Origin of the sequence: Streptomyces sp. 142MFCol3.1, assembly GCF_000424945.1 — a bacterium.
In the GTDB taxonomy this organism is placed as follows: domain Bacteria; phylum Actinomycetota; class Actinomycetes; order Streptomycetales; family Streptomycetaceae; genus Streptomyces; species Streptomyces siamensis.
Window position 1 is genome coordinate 1 of record NZ_AUKV01000063.1, and the last position, 21046, is coordinate 21046.

Annotated in this window: 20 protein-coding genes; 5 read left to right on the plus strand and 15 right to left on the minus strand. The window is 69.3% G+C overall.

Annotated elements, in window-relative coordinates; translation table 11 throughout:
- Positions 1 to 476 precede the first annotated feature (476 nt).
- A complete protein-coding gene (locus H305_RS0142420) occupies positions 477 to 3467 on the minus strand; it encodes a BTAD domain-containing putative transcriptional regulator (protein WP_028805777.1) in 2991 nt (996 codons plus the stop codon).
- A 344-nt stretch (positions 3468 to 3811) separates the two neighbouring features.
- On the opposite strand from H305_RS0142420, the gene H305_RS0142425 reads away from it, so the two are divergent.
- From H305_RS0142425 to H305_RS0142445, 5 genes are all read left to right on the plus strand, one after another.
- The gene (locus tag H305_RS0142425) at positions 3812 to 4462 is read left to right on the plus strand and encodes a hypothetical protein (protein ID WP_028805778.1); all 651 of its coding nucleotides are present in this window, start codon (positions 3812 to 3814) and stop codon (positions 4460 to 4462) included.
- Positions 4459 to 5526, plus strand: a complete 1068-nt coding sequence (locus H305_RS0142430; RefSeq protein WP_051371593.1) for a hypothetical protein — start codon at positions 4459 to 4461, stop codon at positions 5524 to 5526. Before H305_RS0142425 ends, H305_RS0142430 begins: the two co-directional genes overlap by 4 nt.
- Before the next feature lie 217 nt (positions 5527 to 5743).
- Entirely contained in the window at positions 5744 to 6118 is a 375-nt protein-coding gene (locus H305_RS0142435; protein ID WP_028805780.1) for a hypothetical protein, read from the plus strand.
- A 52-nt stretch (positions 6119 to 6170) separates the two neighbouring features.
- On the plus strand, positions 6171 to 6683 hold the full coding sequence (locus H305_RS0142440) for a hypothetical protein (RefSeq protein WP_234021439.1): 513 nt from the start codon (positions 6171 to 6173) through the stop codon (positions 6681 to 6683).
- A 21-nt stretch (positions 6684 to 6704) separates the two neighbouring features.
- On the plus strand, positions 6705 to 7043 hold the full coding sequence (locus tag H305_RS0142445) for a hypothetical protein (protein WP_028805782.1): 339 nt from the start codon (positions 6705 to 6707) through the stop codon (positions 7041 to 7043).
- Positions 7044 to 7140: 97 nt separating this feature from the next.
- On the opposite strand, the gene H305_RS0142450 is transcribed toward H305_RS0142445, so the two are convergent.
- From H305_RS0142450 to H305_RS48875, 14 genes are all read right to left on the minus strand, one after another.
- Positions 7141 to 7692, minus strand: coding sequence for a pilus assembly protein TadG-related protein (locus H305_RS0142450; RefSeq protein ID WP_199791542.1), 552 nt, complete (start codon positions 7690 to 7692; stop codon positions 7141 to 7143).
- An 8-nt stretch (positions 7693 to 7700) separates the two neighbouring features.
- Positions 7701 to 8228, minus strand: coding sequence for a TadE/TadG family type IV pilus assembly protein (locus H305_RS0142455; RefSeq protein WP_078629532.1), 528 nt, complete (start codon positions 8226 to 8228; stop codon positions 7701 to 7703).
- Positions 8228 to 8608 carry a TadE family protein gene (locus tag H305_RS0142460; RefSeq protein WP_234021441.1) on the minus strand — a complete coding sequence of 127 codons (381 nt, stop codon included), beginning with the start codon at positions 8606 to 8608 and terminating at the stop codon, positions 8228 to 8230. Before H305_RS0142460 ends, H305_RS0142455 begins: the two co-directional genes overlap by 1 nt.
- Positions 8609 to 8715: 107 nt before the next feature.
- Positions 8716 to 8967 carry a hypothetical protein gene (locus H305_RS0142465; RefSeq protein WP_028805786.1) on the minus strand — a complete coding sequence of 84 codons (252 nt, stop codon included), beginning with the start codon at positions 8965 to 8967 and terminating at the stop codon, positions 8716 to 8718.
- A 47-nt stretch (positions 8968 to 9014) separates the two neighbouring features.
- Positions 9015 to 9938, minus strand: coding sequence for a type II secretion system F family protein (locus H305_RS0142470; RefSeq protein ID WP_028805787.1), 924 nt, complete (start codon positions 9936 to 9938; stop codon positions 9015 to 9017).
- Positions 9935 to 10900 (minus strand): type II secretion system F family protein, encoded by a 966-nt coding sequence (locus tag H305_RS0142475; protein WP_078629533.1) that lies wholly within the window; start codon positions 10898 to 10900, stop codon positions 9935 to 9937. The genes H305_RS0142470 and H305_RS0142475 overlap by 4 nt, the downstream gene beginning before the upstream one ends.
- 7 nt (positions 10901 to 10907) lie before the next feature.
- Positions 10908 to 12221, minus strand: a complete 1314-nt coding sequence (locus tag H305_RS0142480; RefSeq protein WP_028805789.1) for a CpaF family protein — start codon at positions 12219 to 12221, stop codon at positions 10908 to 10910.
- Complete coding sequence (locus H305_RS0142485) at positions 12218 to 13087, minus strand: hypothetical protein (RefSeq protein WP_028805790.1); 870 nt, start codon at positions 13085 to 13087, stop codon at positions 12218 to 12220. Before H305_RS0142485 ends, H305_RS0142480 begins: the two co-directional genes overlap by 4 nt.
- A 20-nt stretch (positions 13088 to 13107) precedes the next feature.
- The gene (locus tag H305_RS0142490) at positions 13108 to 13839 is read right to left on the minus strand and encodes a hypothetical protein (protein WP_028805791.1); all 732 of its coding nucleotides are present in this window, start codon (positions 13837 to 13839) and stop codon (positions 13108 to 13110) included.
- A gap of 557 nt (positions 13840 to 14396) precedes the next feature.
- Positions 14397 to 14993, minus strand: coding sequence for a hypothetical protein (locus H305_RS0142495; protein WP_199791545.1), 597 nt, complete (start codon positions 14991 to 14993; stop codon positions 14397 to 14399).
- A 1-nt stretch (position 14994) separates the two neighbouring features.
- On the minus strand, positions 14995 to 15534 hold the full coding sequence (locus tag H305_RS0142500) for a hypothetical protein (RefSeq protein ID WP_199791544.1): 540 nt from the start codon (positions 15532 to 15534) through the stop codon (positions 14995 to 14997).
- 200 nt (positions 15535 to 15734) lie between these two features.
- Positions 15735 to 16121: a hypothetical protein gene (locus tag H305_RS0142505; protein WP_051371594.1), complete on the minus strand. Its 387-nt coding sequence runs from the start codon at positions 16119 to 16121 to the stop codon at positions 15735 to 15737.
- Positions 16114 to 16860 carry a hypothetical protein gene (locus H305_RS0142510; protein WP_028805795.1) on the minus strand — a complete coding sequence of 249 codons (747 nt, stop codon included), beginning with the start codon at positions 16858 to 16860 and terminating at the stop codon, positions 16114 to 16116. The genes H305_RS0142505 and H305_RS0142510 overlap by 8 nt, the downstream gene beginning before the upstream one ends.
- A 12-nt stretch (positions 16861 to 16872) precedes the next feature.
- Complete coding sequence (locus H305_RS48875; protein ID WP_234021440.1) at positions 16873 to 20949, minus strand: DUF6531 domain-containing protein; 4077 nt, start codon at positions 20947 to 20949, stop codon at positions 16873 to 16875.
- Positions 20950 to 21046 lie beyond the last annotated feature (97 nt).

Here is a 21046-nt window from a genome sequence, read left to right on the forward strand (position 1 = left end):
AGGCCCACGGCCCGGGCTCGGGCCGCGACGCGGATCACCAGGGTCAAGTCGCCACCCGCGGGCGGGACCGGCCCGGACCGGACCGGGCGGCCTTCCGCAGGGGATGGATCGCCTCGGCGCGTTCCCCCGCAGGGACTGATCTCGTCGGCGCGTCTCGTCACGGGGGGCTGATCGCGTCGGCGCGTCCCGTCACGGGGGGCTGATCGCGTCGGCGCGTCCCGTCACGGGGGTGCGGCGCCGTCGCGCGGGCGGGTGTCCCGTCGCCCGGGGCGGGTCGCCGGCGGGCACGGCGGGTCGCCGGGGGGCACTGCTGGTCCCCGACGGGCACGGCGGGTCCCCGACGGGCACGGCAGGTCCCCGACGGGCACGGCAGGTCCCCGACGGGCACGGCGGGCCGCCTGGCGCGGGCCCCGGCGGGCACAGTGGGCCCACGGCCGACACGGCGTGCCGAAGGTCGGCCCCACGCACCGCCCGGCTCATCCGACGGCGGCGACACCGCTCCGCCACATCGGCAGAAGCTCGTCCAGCAGCGCCTCGGTGCGCGGCGGCAGGCCGCGCGCGCCACTGCGGGCGACCAGGTCCGCGGCGAGCCGCTTCATACGGTCGCCGTCACCGGTCGTGTGTGTCGCGCGCAGCAGTTCGTTCCACAGCCGCTCGTCGGCGGGGGCGGAGTTCAGGGCGGCGTTCAGGGCCTCGATGGCCTTCTCCGCGCGGTCCTTCTCCAGGTGGAAGGCGGACAGCGCGAGTCCGATGTCCGCGACGAGCAACGGGAGTTGCGCGTCGATGATCTCGTGCGTGAGCCAGCCGTACCGGCCCGCGGGCCGGTCGGCGAGCAGCGGACCGCGCACCAGGACGAGCGCGTCCGTGAGCAACCGCCCGCGCACCGCACGGCTGTTGACGCCCTTGCCCTGCGTCGCCTCGTGGTACAGCGACCGCAGCACGTCCAGGTCGGAGACGACCGACTTGGCGAGCGTGAGCCGGCCGGTGGCGTCGGTGCCGAGGCGAGCGGTGCCGTCCGGGTCGGTGCCGAGCCAGCCGCGAAGCCGGTCGACGAGCGCGTCCCGCACGTCGTCGGTGACCCCGCGCGGCCACAGCGCGGACGACAGCACCCGCGGGTGCACGCCCTCGCGGTGCAGGAGCAGCAGAGCGAGCGCCTCGTGCATCAACGGGCTGCGCTCGCCGTCGGGCGTGTCCAGGCCGATGATCTCGTACGGCCCCACGAGCCGCGCGTACACCGCCGGACGGCCCTGCTCGCTGATGTCGACGAGGAACGGCGGCGCCGCGGAGTTGGTGCGCTCCCGCTCGGGGTCCGCCTCGACGAACAGCTCCACAACCGCCCGCTGCTGCGCCACCGGCAGCGACTGCGCGTCTAGTTCGAGGCCGAGCAGCGGTGCGAGCAGCTTGCCCTCGCCGGTGATCTCCATCTCCCAGGCGGCGCCCGGCAGATCGCCGCTCTCCGTGCCGACGAGGTAGCCGATGCCGAGCCGGCTCGCGTCGGCGGCGAGTTCGGCGAGCTTGACGGCGTCCTCGGCGGACGGCTCGGCGGCGAGGAGCACCAGGTGCGGGGCCCAGCGTGTGTGCTGGGCGGGCCCGGTGCGGCCGGTGAGCACGGAGTCGTGGCCGGCGGCGCCCAGCGCGCCGCGCCGCTGCCGCGTCTCCGCCTCCATGGTCTCCACGAGCGCCTCGACGTCGTCGAGGTGGCGCAGCCGGTTGGGCGCCAGCGGCGTGAGGTCCTCGCCGAAGCCGACGAGCGTGATCGTCATGCGGTCGGACCAGCCGTTGGTCGCCAACTCGGCGGCGACGGAGGCGAAGACGCCCGCACGGTCGCTCGCGCTGCCGCTCAGCGACACGATGCCGGGGACGGACTCCAGGTTGAGGAGCAGCCGGGAGTCGTCCATCGTCCCGAGGCTGACCAGGCCGGGGTAGGGAGCGGCGGTGTCGACGTCCTCGTACCGCTCCGCGTCGGCGCGCGCCAGCATCCAGAACGTCTGGTCCTGCCCGAGCTGCCACGGCGCGGGCGGCTTCCCGGCGGGCTGGGCGAGTTGGAGGTGCAGGTCGCCGTTGCCGCTGAGCCAGGCCGCGTAGACGGTCGGCAGCGGGCGGGACTCGGCGGCGAGCGCCGCGGCGAGCCCGCGCAGCGACAGGTCGAGCAGGCGTACGCCCTCGGGGTCGGCGCCCACCAGCAGCGCGTCCTGGGCGTCCGCGGCCGAACCGGTGGGGACCGGCGGTTCCATGCCGCGCCGTCCGCCGACCGCGCCGAGCGCCGACTGCCACAGGGCCTGGCGACGTCGGCGGCCGAGCGCTCCGAGCAGGCCCGCGGCGAGGAGGGGGGCGCCGACGAGCGTCTCGGGCAGCCCGAAGGAGAACCCGCTCTCCTCGGCGGCCGAGGAGTCCGAGGCGTGCGAGGCCCCCTGCTCGTGCCGCTGGTCCCCGCCACGGCCGACGCCCTGGTCGCCGCCCGGCCGCTGATGAGGCAGGTGGATGTGGGCGGTGTCCCGGTCGCCGGCGCCCTGCTGCCCGCCGCCCTGCTGGTGGTCGCCGGTCTTCGCGTAGTCGTGGATCTGCTGCTGGACCTGCTCGGAGACCTTCGGCGCCTCGTCGGGCAGCTCGACGAGATCGCCGCCGTGGGCGTCGCCAGGCATCTCCAGGATCCAGCCGGGGCGGATCAGACTCGCCTCGGAGAGCTTGGAACCGTCGGGCTGCGTACGGTCCTTGTTGAGCTGGTAGATCTCCTTGTAGCGGCGCCCGTCGCCGAGGTGCCGCTCGGCGATCTCCCACAGCGAGTCGTGGTGGCGCCCCTCGGGCGGATGGATCCGGTAGTACTTGGTGTCGCCCTCGTGGGCGGTGTGACCGCTCCCGGCGTCGGCGTGCGACGCCGCGTCGGCGGCCTGCTCGGCGAGCGCGGCGGCCGCGCTGGACGCGGCCTGCTCCTGCTGTTGTGCGAACAGCCCGCCCGGGGTCTGCTGCGCGGCGGCGACCGTGCCGCGCTGGTTGCCCTCCAGGCTCTGGCCGAGCTGCGAGAGGCCCGGCGCGAAGCTGGCCGCGGTGGCGCCGACGAGCAGCAGCGCGGCGACGAGCTGGCGGGCGAGCAGCTGGCTCGGACCGGCGCCGGGGACGCGGTTCGGCAGGCCCACGCCCGACAGCGCGGCCTTCACCTCGACGAGCACGCAGGCGGTGAACTGGGCCCAGGCGAACCACACGATCACCGTCAGCACGTTGATGAACGTGCCGACCGTGATCTCCTGCTGGAGCCAGTCCAGCGAGGGCGCCCCGTGCGGCAGCGGCCATCCCACGCTGACCACGAGCGCGCCGGGAACGCCGACGAGCAGTACCAGCAGCGCGACGAACGCGGCGGTCGCCTTCGCGAAGTCCCCGAACGTCCGTCGACGCCGGGGCAGCGGCTGTGGCGTCCGATTCCTCGGACCCGGCGTGCTTCCCGTCGAGCTTGAAGTGGTGCGTCGGGCCATGGCGGGTGTCCTGAGGTCGTGTGGTGAGGGATGCGGGAGCTTGGAGCTGCAGAGGTGGTCCGGGGGGTGTGCTGAGCCTATCGAGATCGTACGGAGGCCGTCGAAGGCCAGACAGGGGACGGGACTTGAGCGGCGGACCGCTTTACCGGACCTCACCCCCTAAGTCCGACTTGCCCGTTGCCCCGGAATCCGCGTCCCGCCTCAGCTCACCATCGTTCGCAACCGTCATGTCACAGTTCTCACGGTCCCCACACAATCCCCCGCTGCCGCCCCGATGCCCTCTACGCACCCCTGATAGCTTCGTTCTCTGCTGCACACATGCCGAACACAGGGGGAGAAAGCCCGTGTCCCGTCGCGCCCTGACCACAGCCGCCGCCGCGCTCACCGCGACCACAGCCCTCCTGCTCACCGCATGCGGCGGAGGCGACGACAAGTCCTCGGACGACATCAAGGGCGCGGACACGGGCTCGACGTCACCGTCGGCTTCGGCGTCGGGGGGTTCCGACGCCAAGCGGCCGCGGATCACCCTTCCGGACAACTTCCAGCTCACCTTCCAGGACTGGACCAGCAGTGACCCCGTCGAGCGGGCGGTCCTCGACGACACCAGGGAGCAGCTCCGGGCCGGGTACGCGGCGATCACCGCGAACGAGCCCGACGGCGGCGACGCCCTGGCCTTCTACGACACCGACTCCGGCCTCTCGCAGGACCAGCGGTGGATCAAGACCTACACGGACAAGAACCTGACCGTCTTCGGCAAACTGCCCGCGTTCGATGCGAAGGTCACGGTCCTCGGCAGCAACAGGACGCGAGCAGCGGTCACTTACTGCACCGACGAGTCGAAGGCCTACACGAGGGACCGCAAGACGAGCAAGGTCGAGGGGAACCCGGCCGGTACAGACCCCGAGGTCTTCTACACCGTCACTCTGCGCAAGAACGCGGAGAACGTCTGGCAGAACGTGTCCACCCAGTCCAAGAGGGGCGGTTGCGCGTCATGAAGTCCCGGTACCTGATGCCCGCCCTGACAGCCGCGTCGCTCGCCTCCGCTCTCCTCTGGGCCCCGCAGGCAAGTGCCGTGGGCGGCGGTGGCACCAATGACACGGGCGGCAAGGCCGACGACAAGGGAAACGTGTCCGCCTACGCGTCGGCCACTCACTCCCAGATCAAGGTCCGCCAGGTGAAGGGCCCGACCAGCGGGAAACGGGGAAACGTCGCTCCGGCGAACACGAACTGGAAGCCGCCGGCATGCTGGTACGAGCCTGTCTTCACCCCCGCGGGGCTGAAGGAGTTCGTCGACAAGACGGACGGCAACGGCGATGTCGGCATCCACGAATCGTGGTTCGGCAAGGACCTGTGGACCAAGCACTACGACGAAGGCAACCCTGAGACCAACTTCGACGACGAGAACAGCACCGCCGAAGGCTACAAGAACTACAACATCGGCAAGGGCGGCTACTTCTGGCGCAGCGTGGCTCCCGACGACAGCGATCCGGAGTCCTGGGACTGCGGTCGGATCATGTTCTGGGAGCCCGAACGGCAGGTGCCGAAGATCCCGCACGCACCGACCCCGGAGACGTTGGCGGGATACGCGTACAACCAGGTCAAGGTCCCCGAGACCGAGATCGAGCTGAAGCCCGAGGGCAAGTCCACGGTCAATCTGCCCACGTGGATCTGGCTCGACAAGGGCACCTTCCAGGACGTCACCGTCCGCGCCGAGCTCCCGAACACCAACCTGTGGGCGGAGACCACGGCCAAGCCGGTCGCGCTGCACCTGGAGCCCGGCACGGAGGACGCCGACACGTTCCCGGCCTCCGGCGAGTGCAAGATCAACGACGACGGCTCCATCGGCACCCCGTACAAGAAGGGCGACGCCGACAGGACGCCGCCGTGCGGCATCGAGTACCTGCGCGCCACGAGCGGCGCCCCGTACCAGCTGAAGGCCTCCATCACCTGGCAGATCTCCTGGGAAGGCACCGGCGGCGCCAAGGGCGACCTCCCGGACGGCACCTTCGAGACGACCCAGGACATGGATGTCCAGGAAATCCAGTCGATCAATCGGTAGGCCTACGCGCGCCGGCCTCGCCCACATGGGCCAGGAGTCGTTCCGCAGGGCGATCGAGACGCAGCCCGGCGGCAGCGAAGCCCGTGCCGAGACCACGGATCGATCCGACGGCTCGCTGTGCCATCGCCGAGACCACCCCAAGGGCGGCGCGACCGCCAAAGCTTCACCGACATCGGCGGGCTCGGCCAGCAGTGGAAGGCGGGAGGTCTGCGCACCCATGACCTTGGTATCCGTGCCGTACCGCATTGGAGATACAGAAACCGATATCGAGTGCGTCACCGGTTCGCTCCCGGAGGAGCTGGCCGCGAAGCTGGCCGGATATCTGGAGAGCGCAGAACCGCTGCTCTTCTCTCCCGGCACTCTTCCCGACCCCTTTTTCGACGCCGAGGGAATGCGGGTTCGTGTCGGGGTCATGACGGACGGGACCTGGGTCTGGAATCTGGCCTGGTCCGACTACGTCCAGTACCACCGCGTGGCCCCGCCCGCCGAGTTCATCCGGCACGCGGAGTCGCTCGACTTCGTACCGCCCAAGATTTCGGTGGACGAAGCAATGCGGCTCACCGAGGCCGCGGGGCTCCCGATGCCCGACTGACCGCCGAAGCCAGACGGCAAGCTGACGGCACCGGCTGACGGCAGGACAACTCATGAGCCGGAAAGAGGAACTGAGCGCCGTGCCCACCACGCCAGACCCGGTCCGCCCGGGCGAGCAGGAGGGCGTCCAGGAGGACTTCAGGGGGATCTCCCTGTCCGTCCCTGAATCCTGGTGGGAGTTCGACATCCGCCCCGAGGGGCGCGACGGCACCATCCGCGCGCTCGTCGACGAGCGGATCCGCGAGGTTCCCGACCCCGCGGACTATCGCGCCGAGTTGACTGCCCGCGGATCCGTGGACAGGGCCACGCCCTGCTTTTTCAGGGTGCCGAGCACGGACAACCTTCCCGAAGTCGGCCCGGCTGCCCGGACGTTCGGCGTCGAGGACGTTCCCGTCGCGCAGGGAGACACCCGTACCCTTCGTATGGTGCTGACCCAGACGTACATCCCCGTCCCGGGAACCGCCGGCCAGGTGGTGCTCGTCTCCGGGGCCAGCCCGGTGCTGGACCTGGCGGAGGCGTTCCACGACGTCTTCGACGCCGTGACCGGCACGTTCCGCTTCGTCTGACGAATCAAGGGGGAACCGCACATGGGCACGGGCAAGAGCGACCTCGCGCTCCCGCTCAGCGAGCTGGAGGACTACGGCGGACGGCTGCGCGACATCAAGACCCGGCTGAATCACACCAAGAAGCTCTTCGAGTCCTACAAGGACGACCTCGGCGACCACACCGTCTACGACGCGCTCGACGACTTCGAGTCCGGCTGGGAGGACGGCCGCGAGGACATCTCCCAGGCCCTCGACGCCCTCGCCGACATGTCCGACGCCGTCGTCCGCGAGTTCAAGAAGCTCGACGACAAGCTGGCCAAGGACGTCTCCGACGGGGTGAAGACGGAGAAGAAGGGCGGCAAGGGCGACGGCGGGAAGTGACGCGCGTCCGGGAGGCTCGCGCGGCGCCTGGGTCGTCCTTCTTCCGCCCGAACGCCGCCAGCCACCTCCGCTCGTCCGCCGCCGCGGCGGCGCCGGTTCAGCCGACCTCGTTCTCCGCCACCGCGGTGCCGTGCACGACGACGTCGCCGCCGTAGAACATGCCGGTGAAGACCGGGGAGTAGGTGAGCTGGACCTCGACCTCGACCTGGTTCTCGTCCGCGGCCACGCAGTGCGTGGCCGCGATGTCCGCGCCGGACATGCCCATTTCGCGGGCGAACGCCTTCACGCGGGCCCCGCAGTTCTGGTAGCGGATGGGGGCGCCGCCCTTGCCCTGGTTCTGGTAGAGGGCTTCCTTGTCGACGTCCTGGGCGGCGTAGCGGGCGGCCTGTTCGGCTATGTCCGCGGCCCGCTCCCGCTTGGAGATCGACATGCCGCCGTCGATGACGAAGGCCGACAGGGAGAGGAAGACGATCGCGAAGATGATGACCGCGCCGGCGCCGGAGCCGCGGTCGTCCAGGCGGGTCCGGCGCACCCCGGCCCACTCCCGGGCGCGGGTACGCAGCCCTGGGGAGACTTCGCGGTCGCCCGGCCCGCTCCACCCGGCCCGGGCACCCGGCCCGGCCTGTCCCGCCTGTGTACGCAGCCTCATGCGCCCCGTCACGCCTTCCTCTTGAAGGGGTCGAGCGGCGAGGTGAACGAGCTGGTCAGCGTCGTCGGGACGTCCAGGCCGAGCATGGCGAGACCCCGCACCTGGCAGCTGACCTCGACCGTGAAGAGCTCGGCGTCCGCGAATCCGGTGCTGGTCTTGGTGACGGTCACCGGGCCGGAGCACACGTCCGCGAGGTCGGCGTCGGCCGCCTTCCGCGCCTCGGACATGGCGGTCGCCTCCTCCCGCTGGAGGGATCCCGCGCGTGCCGCGTCCCGCGCGGCCCCGTCGAGCGCGCCCCGGCCGTCCACGAGCTGCCCGAAGGCCACCAGGACGAGGATGAAGAGGATCATCACGGGGGCGAGGATCACCACCTCCACGGTGGACAGTCCCCGGTCTCCCCGGTCTCCCCGGTACGCCTGGTACCGCCGGGCTCCCGGGTCACGCCGGTCCACCTGCTGCCCCCGCGCTCCCCAGCCCCGGTCGCCCTCGCGGTACGCCGCCACCCGGTCCCGTACGAAGGAGACGAGCGCCGCCATCAGTTCTCGCCCTCCTTCACGAATCTTTCCACCGGGCCCACCGACTGGGCGTGCACCGTGAGGTCCAGGCCCGGGAACACGGCGGGCACCTTGGCCGTGATCTCCACCCCGACCTTGTTCTGCTCGGGCTGGAGCAGCTTCACGTCCGGGGACAGGACCAGCTGCGGGCCGAGCTGGCGGATGTAGCTGTCGACGACGTCGCGTGCCTCGCCCCGCCACGCTCCGGGCTGTTCGTCGGCCGTGGCACGGGCCTTGCGGGCACCCGCCTGGGCCGCCGCCTGGGCCACGTGATCGGCGAAGAAGTACAGCGCGAACTGCACCGTCGCGAAGATCATGAAGAAGAGCACCGGCGTGAGCAGCACGAACTCGATCGCGGTCATGCCGGAGTCGCCGCGGGCGGAGGATGCCTCCACCCGGCGGCGTACCCAGCGACGTACCCCTGGACGTGCGCGCACCCGTGTCCCCGTGTGAGAAGTAGCGGAACGGCTCAGCAGGTCTTGCCGGCGTCCGCGCCCTTGATGCAGTCGCCCACCTTGTTGGCGCCGTCGCTGAGGGCGGCGTTGATGATGGCGGCGACCACGCCGACGATCGCGACGACGACGGCGGAGATGATGACCCACTCCACCGCGGACGCACCCCGGTCGAGTTCGCCGGAGCGGGCACGCTGCACCCGGCCCTGGAGGAAGGTGATCAGGAAGTCCACCCCCGGGATCCCGGTGCTGAAGTTCCGTCCGTTCATGGTGAGTTGTCCTCTCGAAATGACGTGGATGAAGTTGTCGGTCGGCGTCAGACCTGGAAGACGCGCATGGCGGCGGGAAAGATCAGGAAGACCAGGAAGCCGGCGCACAGCAGCAGCTGGGCGACGAGCATCGACTGCGACTTCTCGCCCGCGCTGCCCTCGATCTCGGAGAGCTCGCGGTGCCGCATGGTCTCGGCGCGGGAGGCGAGCGACTCGCGGACCTTCGCGCCGTCGTCCGCGACCAGCGCCAGGGAGGCCGACAGGTCCTTCAGTTCCTCGACGCCGAGTTCCTCGCCCAGCGAGCCGAGGGCCTGCCACTGGCTGATGCCGGTGATGCGGGCGTCGGCGAGCGCGTTGCGGATGCGCTGGGTGGCCCACCCGTCGGAGACCTCGGCGGCGGCCATCAGCGCCTCGGGCAGACCCCGGCCGCCGGCCAGGCTCATCGACACGAGGTCCAGGTACGCGCCGATCACGCGCCGCAGGTCTCGCCTCTTGTCCGCCGCGTCCCGCCGAACCTCCACGTCGGGGAGGAAGAAGAAGACGAGGGCGAACAGCAGGGCCAGCCAGACCGGGATGATCGGACTGCTGCCGAAGCCGAGCGTCCAGACGACGGCGAAGAGGAACGGTCCGAAGAACACGCCGGCCGCGGCCAGCAGCACCTTCGTCGCGAGGAACTTCTCCCAGCTCCGGTCCAGGACGGCCAGGTCGGCGCGCAGCGAGCGCTGCTCCCAGCCCTGCTGGAGGTAGAACTCGGCGACACGGTTTCCGACTTGGGCCCGCAGGCTGCCGAGCTTTCCGGCGTCCTGTCCGCCGCGGCGCGCGGATTCGTACGCGGCGCCCCGTGCCCGCATCGCGTCGATACGGGCGACCTGCGCGACCGCGCTGCGCTTCGACGGCATGAGGGCGCGTACGAGTGCGTAGGCGCCCAGGCCCAGGACGGCGCCGATCAGGATCGGCATGGTCAGGTTCATCGACGTACCGCCTCGTCGGTGGAAGCCGGCGTACGGGGGCGCACGAACTGCACCGACGACTCGTCGCGCACCAGGAACCGCTCGGGCGTCTCGATGGTGGAGAGCTTGCGCAGCCACCAGAAGCCGAGTGCGAACAGGCCGCAGACACAGGCGAGTACGAGCTGCCCGACCGCCGTGCCGTAGGGCTTGACGAAGTCGCGGTTGAAGATCGACAGTCCGAGGACGAAGGCGATCGACACCGCGACGACGATCTGCACGGACCGGCGGGTCGAGGCGCGCTGGGCCATCACGCGCTGCCGCATGTCGACCTCCTCGCGGGCCGACTTGGCGAGCGCGCCGAGCACTTGGCGCAGACCGGGGCCGCGCAGCCGGGCGTTGAGGATCAGGGCGGCCACGATGATGTCCGCGGACGCGTCGTCGATCTCGTCGGCCAGTTGCTGCAGGGCCTCGGGCAGCGGCGTGCGGGAACGCAGCCGGTCCACCAGGGAGTCCAGGTGGGGTCGCAGCACGGGGGCCGCGGCGCGCGCCGAGGCGGGGATGGCCTGTTCCAGGCCGACCGCTCCGGCGATGGTGTCGCGCAGCGACTCGGTCCAGGACGCCAGGGCCTCCACCCGGCGCATCGCGGCGCGCTCCTCGGAGGCGCCGCCGAAGAGCTTGTCCCAGAAGAAGACGAGGATTCCGGCGGCGATTCCGGCGACGGCCCAGCGGGTGAGCAGCAGGACGACGAGTCCCACGATGGCGGCGGCGGATCCGCGTCGGCCGGCGAACCGGACGAGTTCACCGGCCCGCTCGCTCGCCTTCTGCTTCTCGTGCTCGGGCTTGGCCGGCAGTCCGCGGACCGCGACCGCGAAGAGCGCGATGCCGCCGCCCACGGCGACACCGGAGGCGAGTGCGAACAGGACGGTGGTGGAGAACAGCCCGCCCATGGAGCCGAGCGCGGCGAGGGAAGTCATGTCCGTCATCCGATGATCAGCCCCAATTCCCGCTGCCGGGCAGCCGGTAGCCGTGCTGGACCAGGTCGTCGAGGCAGGCGATGGGCGCGTGCGGGACGACCCGTCCGTCGGGGGCCTCGGCGAACACCTCGCTGGACAGCACCCGGCCGTCGACGCCGTTGACCTCGCGCACGGAGGTGACCATGCGCTGGAGTCGGCCGCCCGTCTGGTAGTTGTTGCGCCGCTGGATGAAGACGACGAAGTTCACCGCGCCCGCGACGAGCATCTGGCTGGCCTCGATGGGCAGTCGCTCGGTCGCCTGGAGCGCGTAGGTGGAGATGCGGTTGAAGACCTCGCTGGAGCTGTTCGCGTGGATCGTGGACAGCGAGCCGTCGTTGCCCTGCGACATGGCGTTCAGCATGGTCACGATCTCGTCGCCGAGGACCTCGCCGACGATGACCCGGGAGGGGTTCATACGGAGCGAACGGCGTACCAGCTCGGCCATGGTGATCGCTCCCTGGCCCTCGGAGTTGGGCAGCCGTTCCTCGAAGGCCACCACGTTCGGGTGCAGGTCGGTGAAGGTGTCGAGGCCGAGCTCCAGGGCCCGTTCGACGGTGATGAGGCGCTCGTGCGGCGGGATCTCGTTGGCGAGGGCGCGCAGCAGGGTCGTCTTTCCGGCGTTGGTGGCGCCGGCGATCATGATGTTCTTGCGGGCGCGGACGGCGCAGGCGAGGAAGTGGGCGACCTCGGGCGTGATGGTGCCGTTCCCGACCAGGTCGGAGACGAAGACCTTGCCCATCCGCGCACGGCGGATGGACAGTGCGGGCCGTCGCGTCACGTCCATGACGGCGGAGAGCCGCGACCCGTCCGGCAGCCGCAGGTCGAGCTGCGGGTTGGCGGAGTCGAAGGGCCGGGAGGAGAGGCCGGAGTAGGCGCCCAGCACCTGGATGAGCTCGATCAGTTCCTCGTCGTTCTCGGCGACGGGATCGCCCTTGACCTCGCGCCCGTCCGCGTAGCCGATGAAGACCTGGTCGTACCCGTTGATGTCGATGTTCTCGACTTCCGGGTTGTCGAGGAGCGGCTGGAGGCGGCCCACGCCGAACAGCGCGGCGTGCACGGCGGCCGCGTACTGCTCCTCGGTCTCGGCGTCGAGGGGGGTGCGTCCGAGGTTGATCTCGGTACGGGCGTAGTCCTCGAGTATCTGGGCTATGACCGCCCGCGCGTAGTGCCGTTCGTCCTCGCTGGACATCGGCGTGACGCCGCGGACCTGGTCCTCGCGACGCTGTTCGGCGATACGGTCACCGGCGTCCTGCCTGAACCGCTTGACCAGCTGGTGGTCGACGGCGGTCATCGCCCTGCTCCGGCGGCGGGCTGCCCGTGCGGCCCCTGGGCGCCGTGGGTTCCGGCGGCCGGTACGGTCCAGGCGGCGCCGTACTGCTGGTACAGGTCCGCGGTGACCTTGCGGGCGGAGCGGATGAGCAGCGACTTGTCGAGCCGTCCGCGCTTGCGTCCCGCCAACTGGTCGGCGCCCGCGGGGTCGGCGGCGAGGGTGCCCACGACGCGCGCACCGCTCTGCGCCGCCACCAGCATGTCGTCGACCTGGTGGACGAGCTTCGCGGAGTCGCCGGGGTCGGTGACGAGGACGACGCCGATGAGTGGGGTGGCGAGGGTCGCGGCGCCGCGGGGGCCGCCGTGCAGCTTGGCGGCGAGGGCGGCGGCCCGGTCGCGTACGCGGGCGATGGCCTCCGGCTCCGTGCGGGAGACCAACAGGACCAGGGCGGCCTGGGAGAGCATCTCGACGACGGGGCTCTCGCCGCTGATCCGGCCGCAGTCGGCGATGACGTCGGCGGGCGCGTGCGGGGAATCGGCGAGCTGCGCGAACGCCCGGCCGAGGGTGGGCCACAGTCCGGCGAGCCCGGCGGCCTGTTCCGCGATGCCGAGTCCGACCAGTACTTCCAGGCCGCCGCTCAACGGCTGGACATGGTCCCAGAGTTGGTCGGGTACGAGACCGCGCCGGGCGGTCGCCGCGATGGACAGCATGCCGGTGTTGGGGTTCAGCGGACCGCCGTGGGCCGCCGCGCTGCGGTAGACGAGGTCGCCGCCTGCGGGGTCCGTCTCGGCGAGCAGGACCCGGCGGGGCCAGACCGCGGCGAGGGCGACGGCGGCGGTCGTGACGCCTGGGGATCCCTTGTCGGCGGCGAGGGCGATGAGCGCCATGGCTTCTACTTCACTCGCCCTCAGTTGCCGGAGACCAGGACGACGGCCACCGCGTTGGCGGCGGCGGCGCGGGTCAGTGCCGCCGCGTCGCTCTCGTCGACGGTCACCGTGACCTGCTTGTTGGTGCTGCTGATGGTGCTGTCGCTGTCGTCCGGCACGCTGGTGACGCGGGCCGCGGAGACGATCGGCGTGCTGCTTCCGCCGCTCGACGACGACGAGCCGGACCTCTCCGAGGAGGACGACGAGGAGGAGGAAGAGGAGCTGTCGCCGACGAAGTAGGCGGCGACGATGTCGCCGGACTTCAGGTCGGCCGGGTACTGGCCCTCCTTGAGGGAGAGACCGACGACGGCCTTGCCGGCGGGGAGGCTGCTCCTGCTCGCGAACATGTCGCCGATGACGACGGTCCCGTTGTAGATGGTGGACTTCGCCTTGAGCGCCTTGAGGCCGGCCCGCTGTTCCCAGAGGACGTAGTGGATGGAGGCGTCGTCCGCGACCATCACCGAGGTGATGTGGTCGCCCACGGACTCGCCGGCCTGGATGTCGGCCGTCACCCGGACGACCTCGACACGGTCACCGGCCCGCAGCACCAGCATGGTGGCGCCGAGCGCGCCGACGAGGATGAGGAGGACCGCGAGAGCGGCGAGCGCGGGTTTGCGCTCGCGAGGCGCCGAGGGCAGACGTTCACCCATCGCAGGCTGCGCCGACGTGGCGGAACGGTTGTTTCCCGCCCCCGTACGCTCTTGGATCTTCACGCAACCGCTCCCCGTACACCCAAGAAGATTTCTGCCAATTCACATGCCAATTGGGACACTTCGCCCCCGGTCCGCCCGAGTTGGGCGTGCCGTCCGACCTGGCCGGATATCCAGCGCTGGAGCGAGTGTCAAGCCATGGCACCGTATCAGCCGCACATAAGCCCCTCAAGGCGCGTCAGGGACCGCTGACATCGGCGGACTCGTCGTTGTTCACGCGCAACGGAGGGCGCCTGGTTCCCTGTTGGGGACGGGAATCCGACCGGGCGCTCCGGTGTGCGGGCGCGAATCGACGAAGGTCCCGGTCCCGGCGATTCGTCACGGACTGCGCACGAGGCCTGCACGAGGTGCTCACGGCGGGGCCGCGAGGCGGTGGTCTTTCAGTCGCACGGGGGACGGGGGGGGGGGTGGCGGCGTGGGCGGTGGGGTGCGCTGGTCCCGCCTCTGGAGGTGCCGCGAGGGCGGGGCGGGCCGTCGCTCCGAGCCGGGGTCCTGGGGCGTCGCCAGGGCGGGGCGCGCCGTCGCTCCGATGCTCGGCCTTTCCGCGTCCCTGCGCCCCGTCACAGCCCCGCCTGATGCTCCGCGAACTCGGTGATTGCCTCGGGAGGGTTGGCCGCCTCGGTGGCTTCCGCCTCCCAGCCGGGTCGGTCCATGTCGAACACCACGACCGGCACCGGTCGCCCGAGGGCCCGTTCGAGGTGCCCGTCGGCCCGCAGGCGTCGCGCGGTGTCGATGCAGACGGCGTCGAAGTGCGCGACGAGTTCGTCGTCACGGACGTCCTGCTCGTCCTCGGAGAGCGTGCCGTCGTCCTCGTACCAGAGCCCCTCGGCCCGCGCCTCGGCCAGGTGCAGGGCGCTGCCGACCGGGTCCTCGGGCACGTGGCCGACCGTCTCGAAACCCTCCAGGAGCCAGTACGCGTACTCCCAGCAGGCCGTCCCCTCGTACGAGCACTCCTGCTCCAGGACCCGGCGGACCTCGCTCTCGGTGTTGTAGCCGATGGCCAGGTACGGGTAGCGGGGGTCCTGGCCCACACGCCAGATGCGGAACGAGACGACGTAGATCTCGGGCTTGAGCGCCTCGGGGAAGCCGTCCACGATGCGCACGGCCTCCTTCAGCACATGCTGCCGGAGGGCCACCGCCCCGGCTTCGCCGCTCATGTCAGAACCCCCACGGGTTGTGGTGCGGAACCAGAGCCGGATCCTCCGACCACACCAGCCGCACCTCCAACTGGTCTCCCAACAGGGCGGTCAGACGCTCGACCGCCCAGCCGTTCCAGCAGACAGCCGTCGGGAACCCCGTCGAGCGGAAGGCCGGCACATCCACCGGCACCGCCTCCGGCCGGAACACCGACCGCTGCACCCGGCCCAGCTGGTCCGGCGGCGACGACCTCTCCATGTCCAGGCAGTCCGCCACCCGCTCCACCAGGTACAACAGGTACTCGTCCGCCGCCGCCTTCTCGATCCGCACCGGCAACAGCCGGCCCGCCTGCTCCAGGTCGTCCCGCAGCACATCCGCGATACGGCGGCTCAGGACGGGGGAACCGGGAGTTCCGGTCGGAAACTCGTTCTTCTTCCAGCGCGGATCGCCTACCCACTCCGCAGTGAGTTCCGTGGGATACATCCCGGTCGAACCGCCCAACTGCCAGCGCATCAGCTCCACCCGCACGTCATCGAACTGGAGCATCTGGAACTCTCGCATGCTCGGCAACAGGCGATACAGGGACAGAGGAGTTCGGCGATCTTCGGTGGTCATCCTTGTCGTCCAGTCAGTCCCTGAGGCGGGGCAGCGCCGGTCTGGGCCGTCATGTCCGAAGCCCCAGGACGCCAGCGTGGGGCGTCTCCGCCGGGTCCTCGTACCGGATCACACGAGCGCGGAGATCCACGCACTCCCCGTCCCCTTCAGTCGCGATGCTCTTCCCAAGGGCGTTCTCGCTCGACGTCCCATCGCACCCAGGGCAGCGCGCCACGCCATCCCTCGCGACGAAAGGCCCAGCCGACGAGTACGGGAATGACGATCTCATCGCCGCCCCGTTCAGCCGAGAGCGGCACGTCGGCCCGATGGTGCGAGTCGGGGCCACCATCCCTGTACTCGACCGCCATGGTCAGGTCATCGTTCAGGAAGATCTGCAGATAGCTGTCATCGCCATCCGGTGTGTCGAGCCGCTCCAGGACAAGAAACCGGCACCTCAGATTCAGCCCGGCGTAGAGCCGCTGCAGCTGCTCCTCGGTGGGGTCGTCCCACGTCTCACCGACTTCATCCGTGACCCGCAGCCGCGCCTCAGACATGCATGGACTTCGCCGCGAATGCCAACAGGTCATCGAGCCGCAGACGGCGCGCCCCGTCTCCTTCTGCTCCTCCGGAGAGAATCCAGTCCATGTCCCAATCCACCCGGAATACCCGTCCGCGAAAATTCTCGAACTCGACAAAGCTTCCCGGGGCGCCGTCGAGCAGTTCGAGTTCACGGTACAAAGTCTCCGGCTTGACCAGAACGCCGTCCGGCCCGTCCGTCCCTCCCTTGGTCACCGTGTTGTCATACCGCACCTTGAGGAAGGGAACCGGTGCCCGGTCGAGGTTGGCCGGAGTGAGGAACCTGATGAAGCTCTCCCTGGCATCCTCCACGGAATAGCGGTCGGGGGGAGCAAATTCACACTCATACCCGGGGAATACCGCCCAGGTTACATTCTGCAGTTCCGGTTGCTGCACTTCGTGATAACGATGCACCCCCGGACGCGCAGCGGCGAGGACGTCAAAATCACGCCCCGGAAACCGAAAGCCGGGAATCGTGGTCAGCAGCGCGTCGCCGGACAGCAGCCGGGAGCTGTTCTCGCGTGCCGTCACGAGGAGCGCGCGGATCAGCCCCTCGTCGTAGGAGTCACGGGCGTTCACCTGGAAGAGATGCCGACGGTCCTCGCTGATCACCGCAGCAAAGTCGAGCCCGGGAACGGGAGACCAGTGCCAGGCGTCCGAGACTCCCGGAAACTCCTCAGCACCCGGAAAACCCGACACGACAACAGCCGGATCCATATAACCCTCCCTTTACGCACCCCTGCAGGAATAATTCGGTCCGGTATCTTGCCGATACTGCGGCGCACGCTGACCATCACGGCCGTTGTCCGCACGCGTCATCGGCTCCATATCGGTTGTGTCATTGTACCAAGTCTCGCGATCCACATAACTACTGTTGTAGCCCGTTGTATTGTAATGTTCCACTACTCGCGGATTGTGGTCATATGTGAGAATAGTCGAGTCTCCGGGGATGATTTCACCGGCATTGTTACGCCAGGTGAGCTGATCCCTGGGAATTCGATCACCGTTCCTGTCCACAGGCCAGCCCCCGGCCGCACGCCCCTCGTCCGTGAATCGCGTGACCATGTCCTCGTGCGTGGAGTCCCAGTACGAGTGCGGATATTCCGAGGACCGATTGTGGCGACTAGCCGGTGCAGCCGGGTCCGCGGCGTAGCGACCAGTCGCTGGGTCACGGATCAGACCAAGAGGGTCGGTGAAAGAGAAAGGGTGAGGGACGTATCCGTAGTGGTTGGGACTCGGAGAAAGACCCAGCGGATCCGGGGTGAGGTATCGCGCATTCTCCGGGTCGTAGTACCGCGCGTAGTTGTAGTGCCAACCGGTCTCCGGATCGGCGTACTGTCCCGGGAACCGCAGCGGACAGTCCACCTCGGCCGTTGAGTCGACAGTGGGCGGCACCGACTGCAGAGCCGTGCCCCACAGTTCGGTCCGCTGATGCCACGCCAATTTGCCTTGCGTATTGATGAGTTCGGTGGGCGTACCCGCAGTGTCCGTGACCACCGCATGGAATCGAACGCCTGCCACGTCCGGGCTCCGGGATGCCGACACAGCCCCGGCGGGTATCCGATGGTCGAGCTGGGTCAGGGGGCGATGTGTGCCGGAGAAGTAGTCCCACGTCGTCGCGTGTCCGTCGTGGTCGACCTGCTCGGCGACCCGGGTGCCGTCCCAGGTGAACCGGATCTCCTCGGCCACAGTCCCATCGGAAGCCAGGCGTGCCTTGCCACAGCGACGCCCGGCTGGGTCGTAGCGGTACTGCCACCTGGCGCCCTCCGGTGTGACGGTCGCGGTGAGCCTGTCCTCCGGGTCCCAAGTGAAGGTGGCGACCCGCCTCTGGCCATTGAGTAGCCGCTTCACCGTCCGGACAGGCCGTCCCTGCCGGTCGTACTCGTAGGTGGTACGGCCCGACCGCAGCAGCCTGTTGCCCCTGTACTCCTTGGTCGTCGGGTCCTGGCCGGCCGCCGGCACCGTGGACTCCCGAAGGTTGCCGAGGCCGTCGTACACGTATGTTTCGGTCCAGTCCCGTGCGCGAACGGCCGTGACGCGTCCACCACGGTCCATGTCGAACGTGCGCTGCCCTGTGGTGAGTTCGTCGATGCCGGACAGAAGTCCGTCAGCACGGTAGCTGTACAGCCGTTGCTGAAGCGGGATGTCCGCACGCGGTCCAACGCCGTTGATGGACTGACCGGCGAGACGCCCCATGGCGTCCCACACTTGGGTGAGGCTGGCTACAGACCCGAGTTCGCGGTTCAACTCGCGGCCCAATGCGTCGAAGGTGAACGCCATCCGGTGTCCAGCCGCGTTCAGAGTCTCAGGTCGGCCCACTGCGTCATACGTCCAAGCGGAGACGATCCCGCTGGGCGTACGTCGTTCGATGCGGTGGCCCAAGGCGTCATACCTGTACGAGGTCTCGGCGCCGTCGATCGACTCCCTCAGCAGACGCCCCGCGGCGTCGTATGCGCGCTCCAGAAGACTGTCTTCGTTGACGGCCCGAAGAAGGCGTCCCATCGGGTCGTAGGCGAAGACAGCGACACCGTGTTCACTGCGCTCTTCGACAACACGGCCCAGTTCGTTGCGGGTGAGAGCAACTTCCTGCCCGGCGCTGTTGGTGCGAGAGGCAAGCCGCCCTGCCACGTCGTAGGTATACGTGAGCGTACGGCCCTCGAAGTCCGTTTCAGAGATGAGCCGGTTCGTCTCGTCGTAGACGTAGTCCCAGGTCAAACCCTGCGGGTTTGTCACCTTGGTCAGGTTCACCTCTGTGTCAAAGGTGAACCTGTACTCGGCGCCGCTACGGTCGGTCCGAGCCGCGGGCTGATGGAAGTGGCCCGTCTTCGTTGTGGACCGGTTTCCTGCCCTGTCGGTATGAGCGGTCAGGTGGCCCTCGCCGTCCCACTCCCAACTCTCACTGCTGCCATCGGCCGCCGTCCGCCAGGCAGGGGCGCCTTCGATGGTCCACCCCATGCGCTCGACGCTGCCTTCGGCGTCGAGCACACGGACGATCCGACCGAATGCATCACGATCGGCCCGGGTCGTATGTCCAAGGGCATCTGTTTCGGCGATCGACAAGCCTGCGGCATCGCACAGTGTGCTGGTCATATGCCCCAGGGCGTCGACCACGGACGTCGGATGTCCCTGCTCGTCGTAGGCGTACTGTTTCGTGTTCCCGGTCGGGTCGGTGATGCTGAGCCGGTTACCCCGTGCGTCGAAGGTTTGCTGCCACACGGCGCCATCGGCTTCCACGACCCGGATGGGCAGGTCCAGTTCGTCGTACTCCATCGCGGTCCGCCGACCGTCGGGCCGCGTGATGGCCGCGAGGTTGCCGCGAGCGTCGTGGTCGAAAAGGGTTCGGTGGCCCAGCGCGTCGACGCGGGACACAGGTCGGTTGTATCGATCCCACTCCATACGCACGGTACGGCCGAGGGCATCGGTGACTTCGGTGCGTTGAAGGAGCTCGTTGGAGCGATGAACCGTGGTGCGGCCGCGCGAGTTGGTGAAGCGCGTCTCCCGGGCATCCGCGTCATAGGCGATCGTGCAGTCGAGGACACCGTCGGCGCCCTCGCCCCGTATGCAACGATCCTGATCGTCGTAGGTGTAGCGATACCAAGACCCGTTCCGATCGGTCCACGAGGTGATGCGTCCCCGGTCGTCGTAAGTGAGCTGGTAGGGAAGGCCACTGGAGTTGTATATCTCCGTGAGGTTGCCGTCCGCGCTGTAGCCGTAGTCGAGAAGAGTGGTGCCTTCCGGACCGGCCTGGAGGTCGCGCAGGCGCAGCCGGATGACCCGTCCGTTTTCAGTGTCGACGTGGACGTGGTAGCCGCCGGAATGACGTACGGCGGTGGGGGCACCGTACGGGTCTCGGTCTATCTCGATGCGATGGCCGTTACGGTCGGTCACGGCCGCGAGCGGAAGCGTGAACGCTTGGTCGGAAGACAGCGGTTGGGACACTGGTGCGAAGTGGCGAGTGTGACCGGTCTGGGGATCCGTAACGCGTATGGGCGCTCCGGGGGCCCCGTCCCAGTCCAGCGGCCAGCGAGGCCCTTCGATCGGCAGCACCGATGTCCCGGGGGCAGGAACCGGATAGGCCAGGATCATCCCGTCCTCGGTGGCGAAGAGCGCGCCATCGCTGTCGAGTTCGAGCCGCTCGTCCAGGGTCGACGCCCAGGAGGGGCCGAACCATTGGCCAGAGACGTACGTCGACAGGTGGGTGCGGCGGAGTATCAGTGGGAGCAAACCGGGCAGTACGACATCGTTCTGCTCCATGAACATTTCGCCGGAAACCATGTCGATCGGATCGCCGCCCTCGCAGCGCCCCTTCGCGGGCTTGCTCTTGGCGACGGCGTCATCCGCGTGCCGAGCTTCCCGCCGGAGCCCCTTTCCAAGGGCCTTGACCATGCCCTTGAGGCCCAACTTGCCCAGGCCCTTCATGCCCTTGGCGAGTTTGCCAAGGCTGGTGATTCCCTTGCCGCCGGGTATGCAGTCCATGGCGGCAAAGGCAACGTCCAGCAGACTGGCTTGGCCTTTGCGGTATTTGTTTAGAGTGTCGGCCAGCACGACCAATGCCGCCACGACAACGATCGCCGCCAGGATCGGCCCGCCGATGATCATCGCGATGATCCCGACCACCGCGACCACGACCTTGCACACCGCGACGATGGTGTCCCAGTTGTCGGAGAACCAGTCCCCGACCTCCTCCCACCACTTGCGGTTGTGGATCCCCGCGTCCGACGCCTCGTCGATCTTCGTCTTCGCCGTGCGAGCGGCCTCCTCGCGCATCTTCCGCGCGTCCTCGGCCATCTTCTTCGCCGCGTCCAACGCACCGTTCGCGCTCGTCACATCGGACTGCGCCGACGTCTGCGCCGACTTCGCATGCTGCGCATCCCGCGTGGCGGCCCGGACCTTCGCCTCGTCC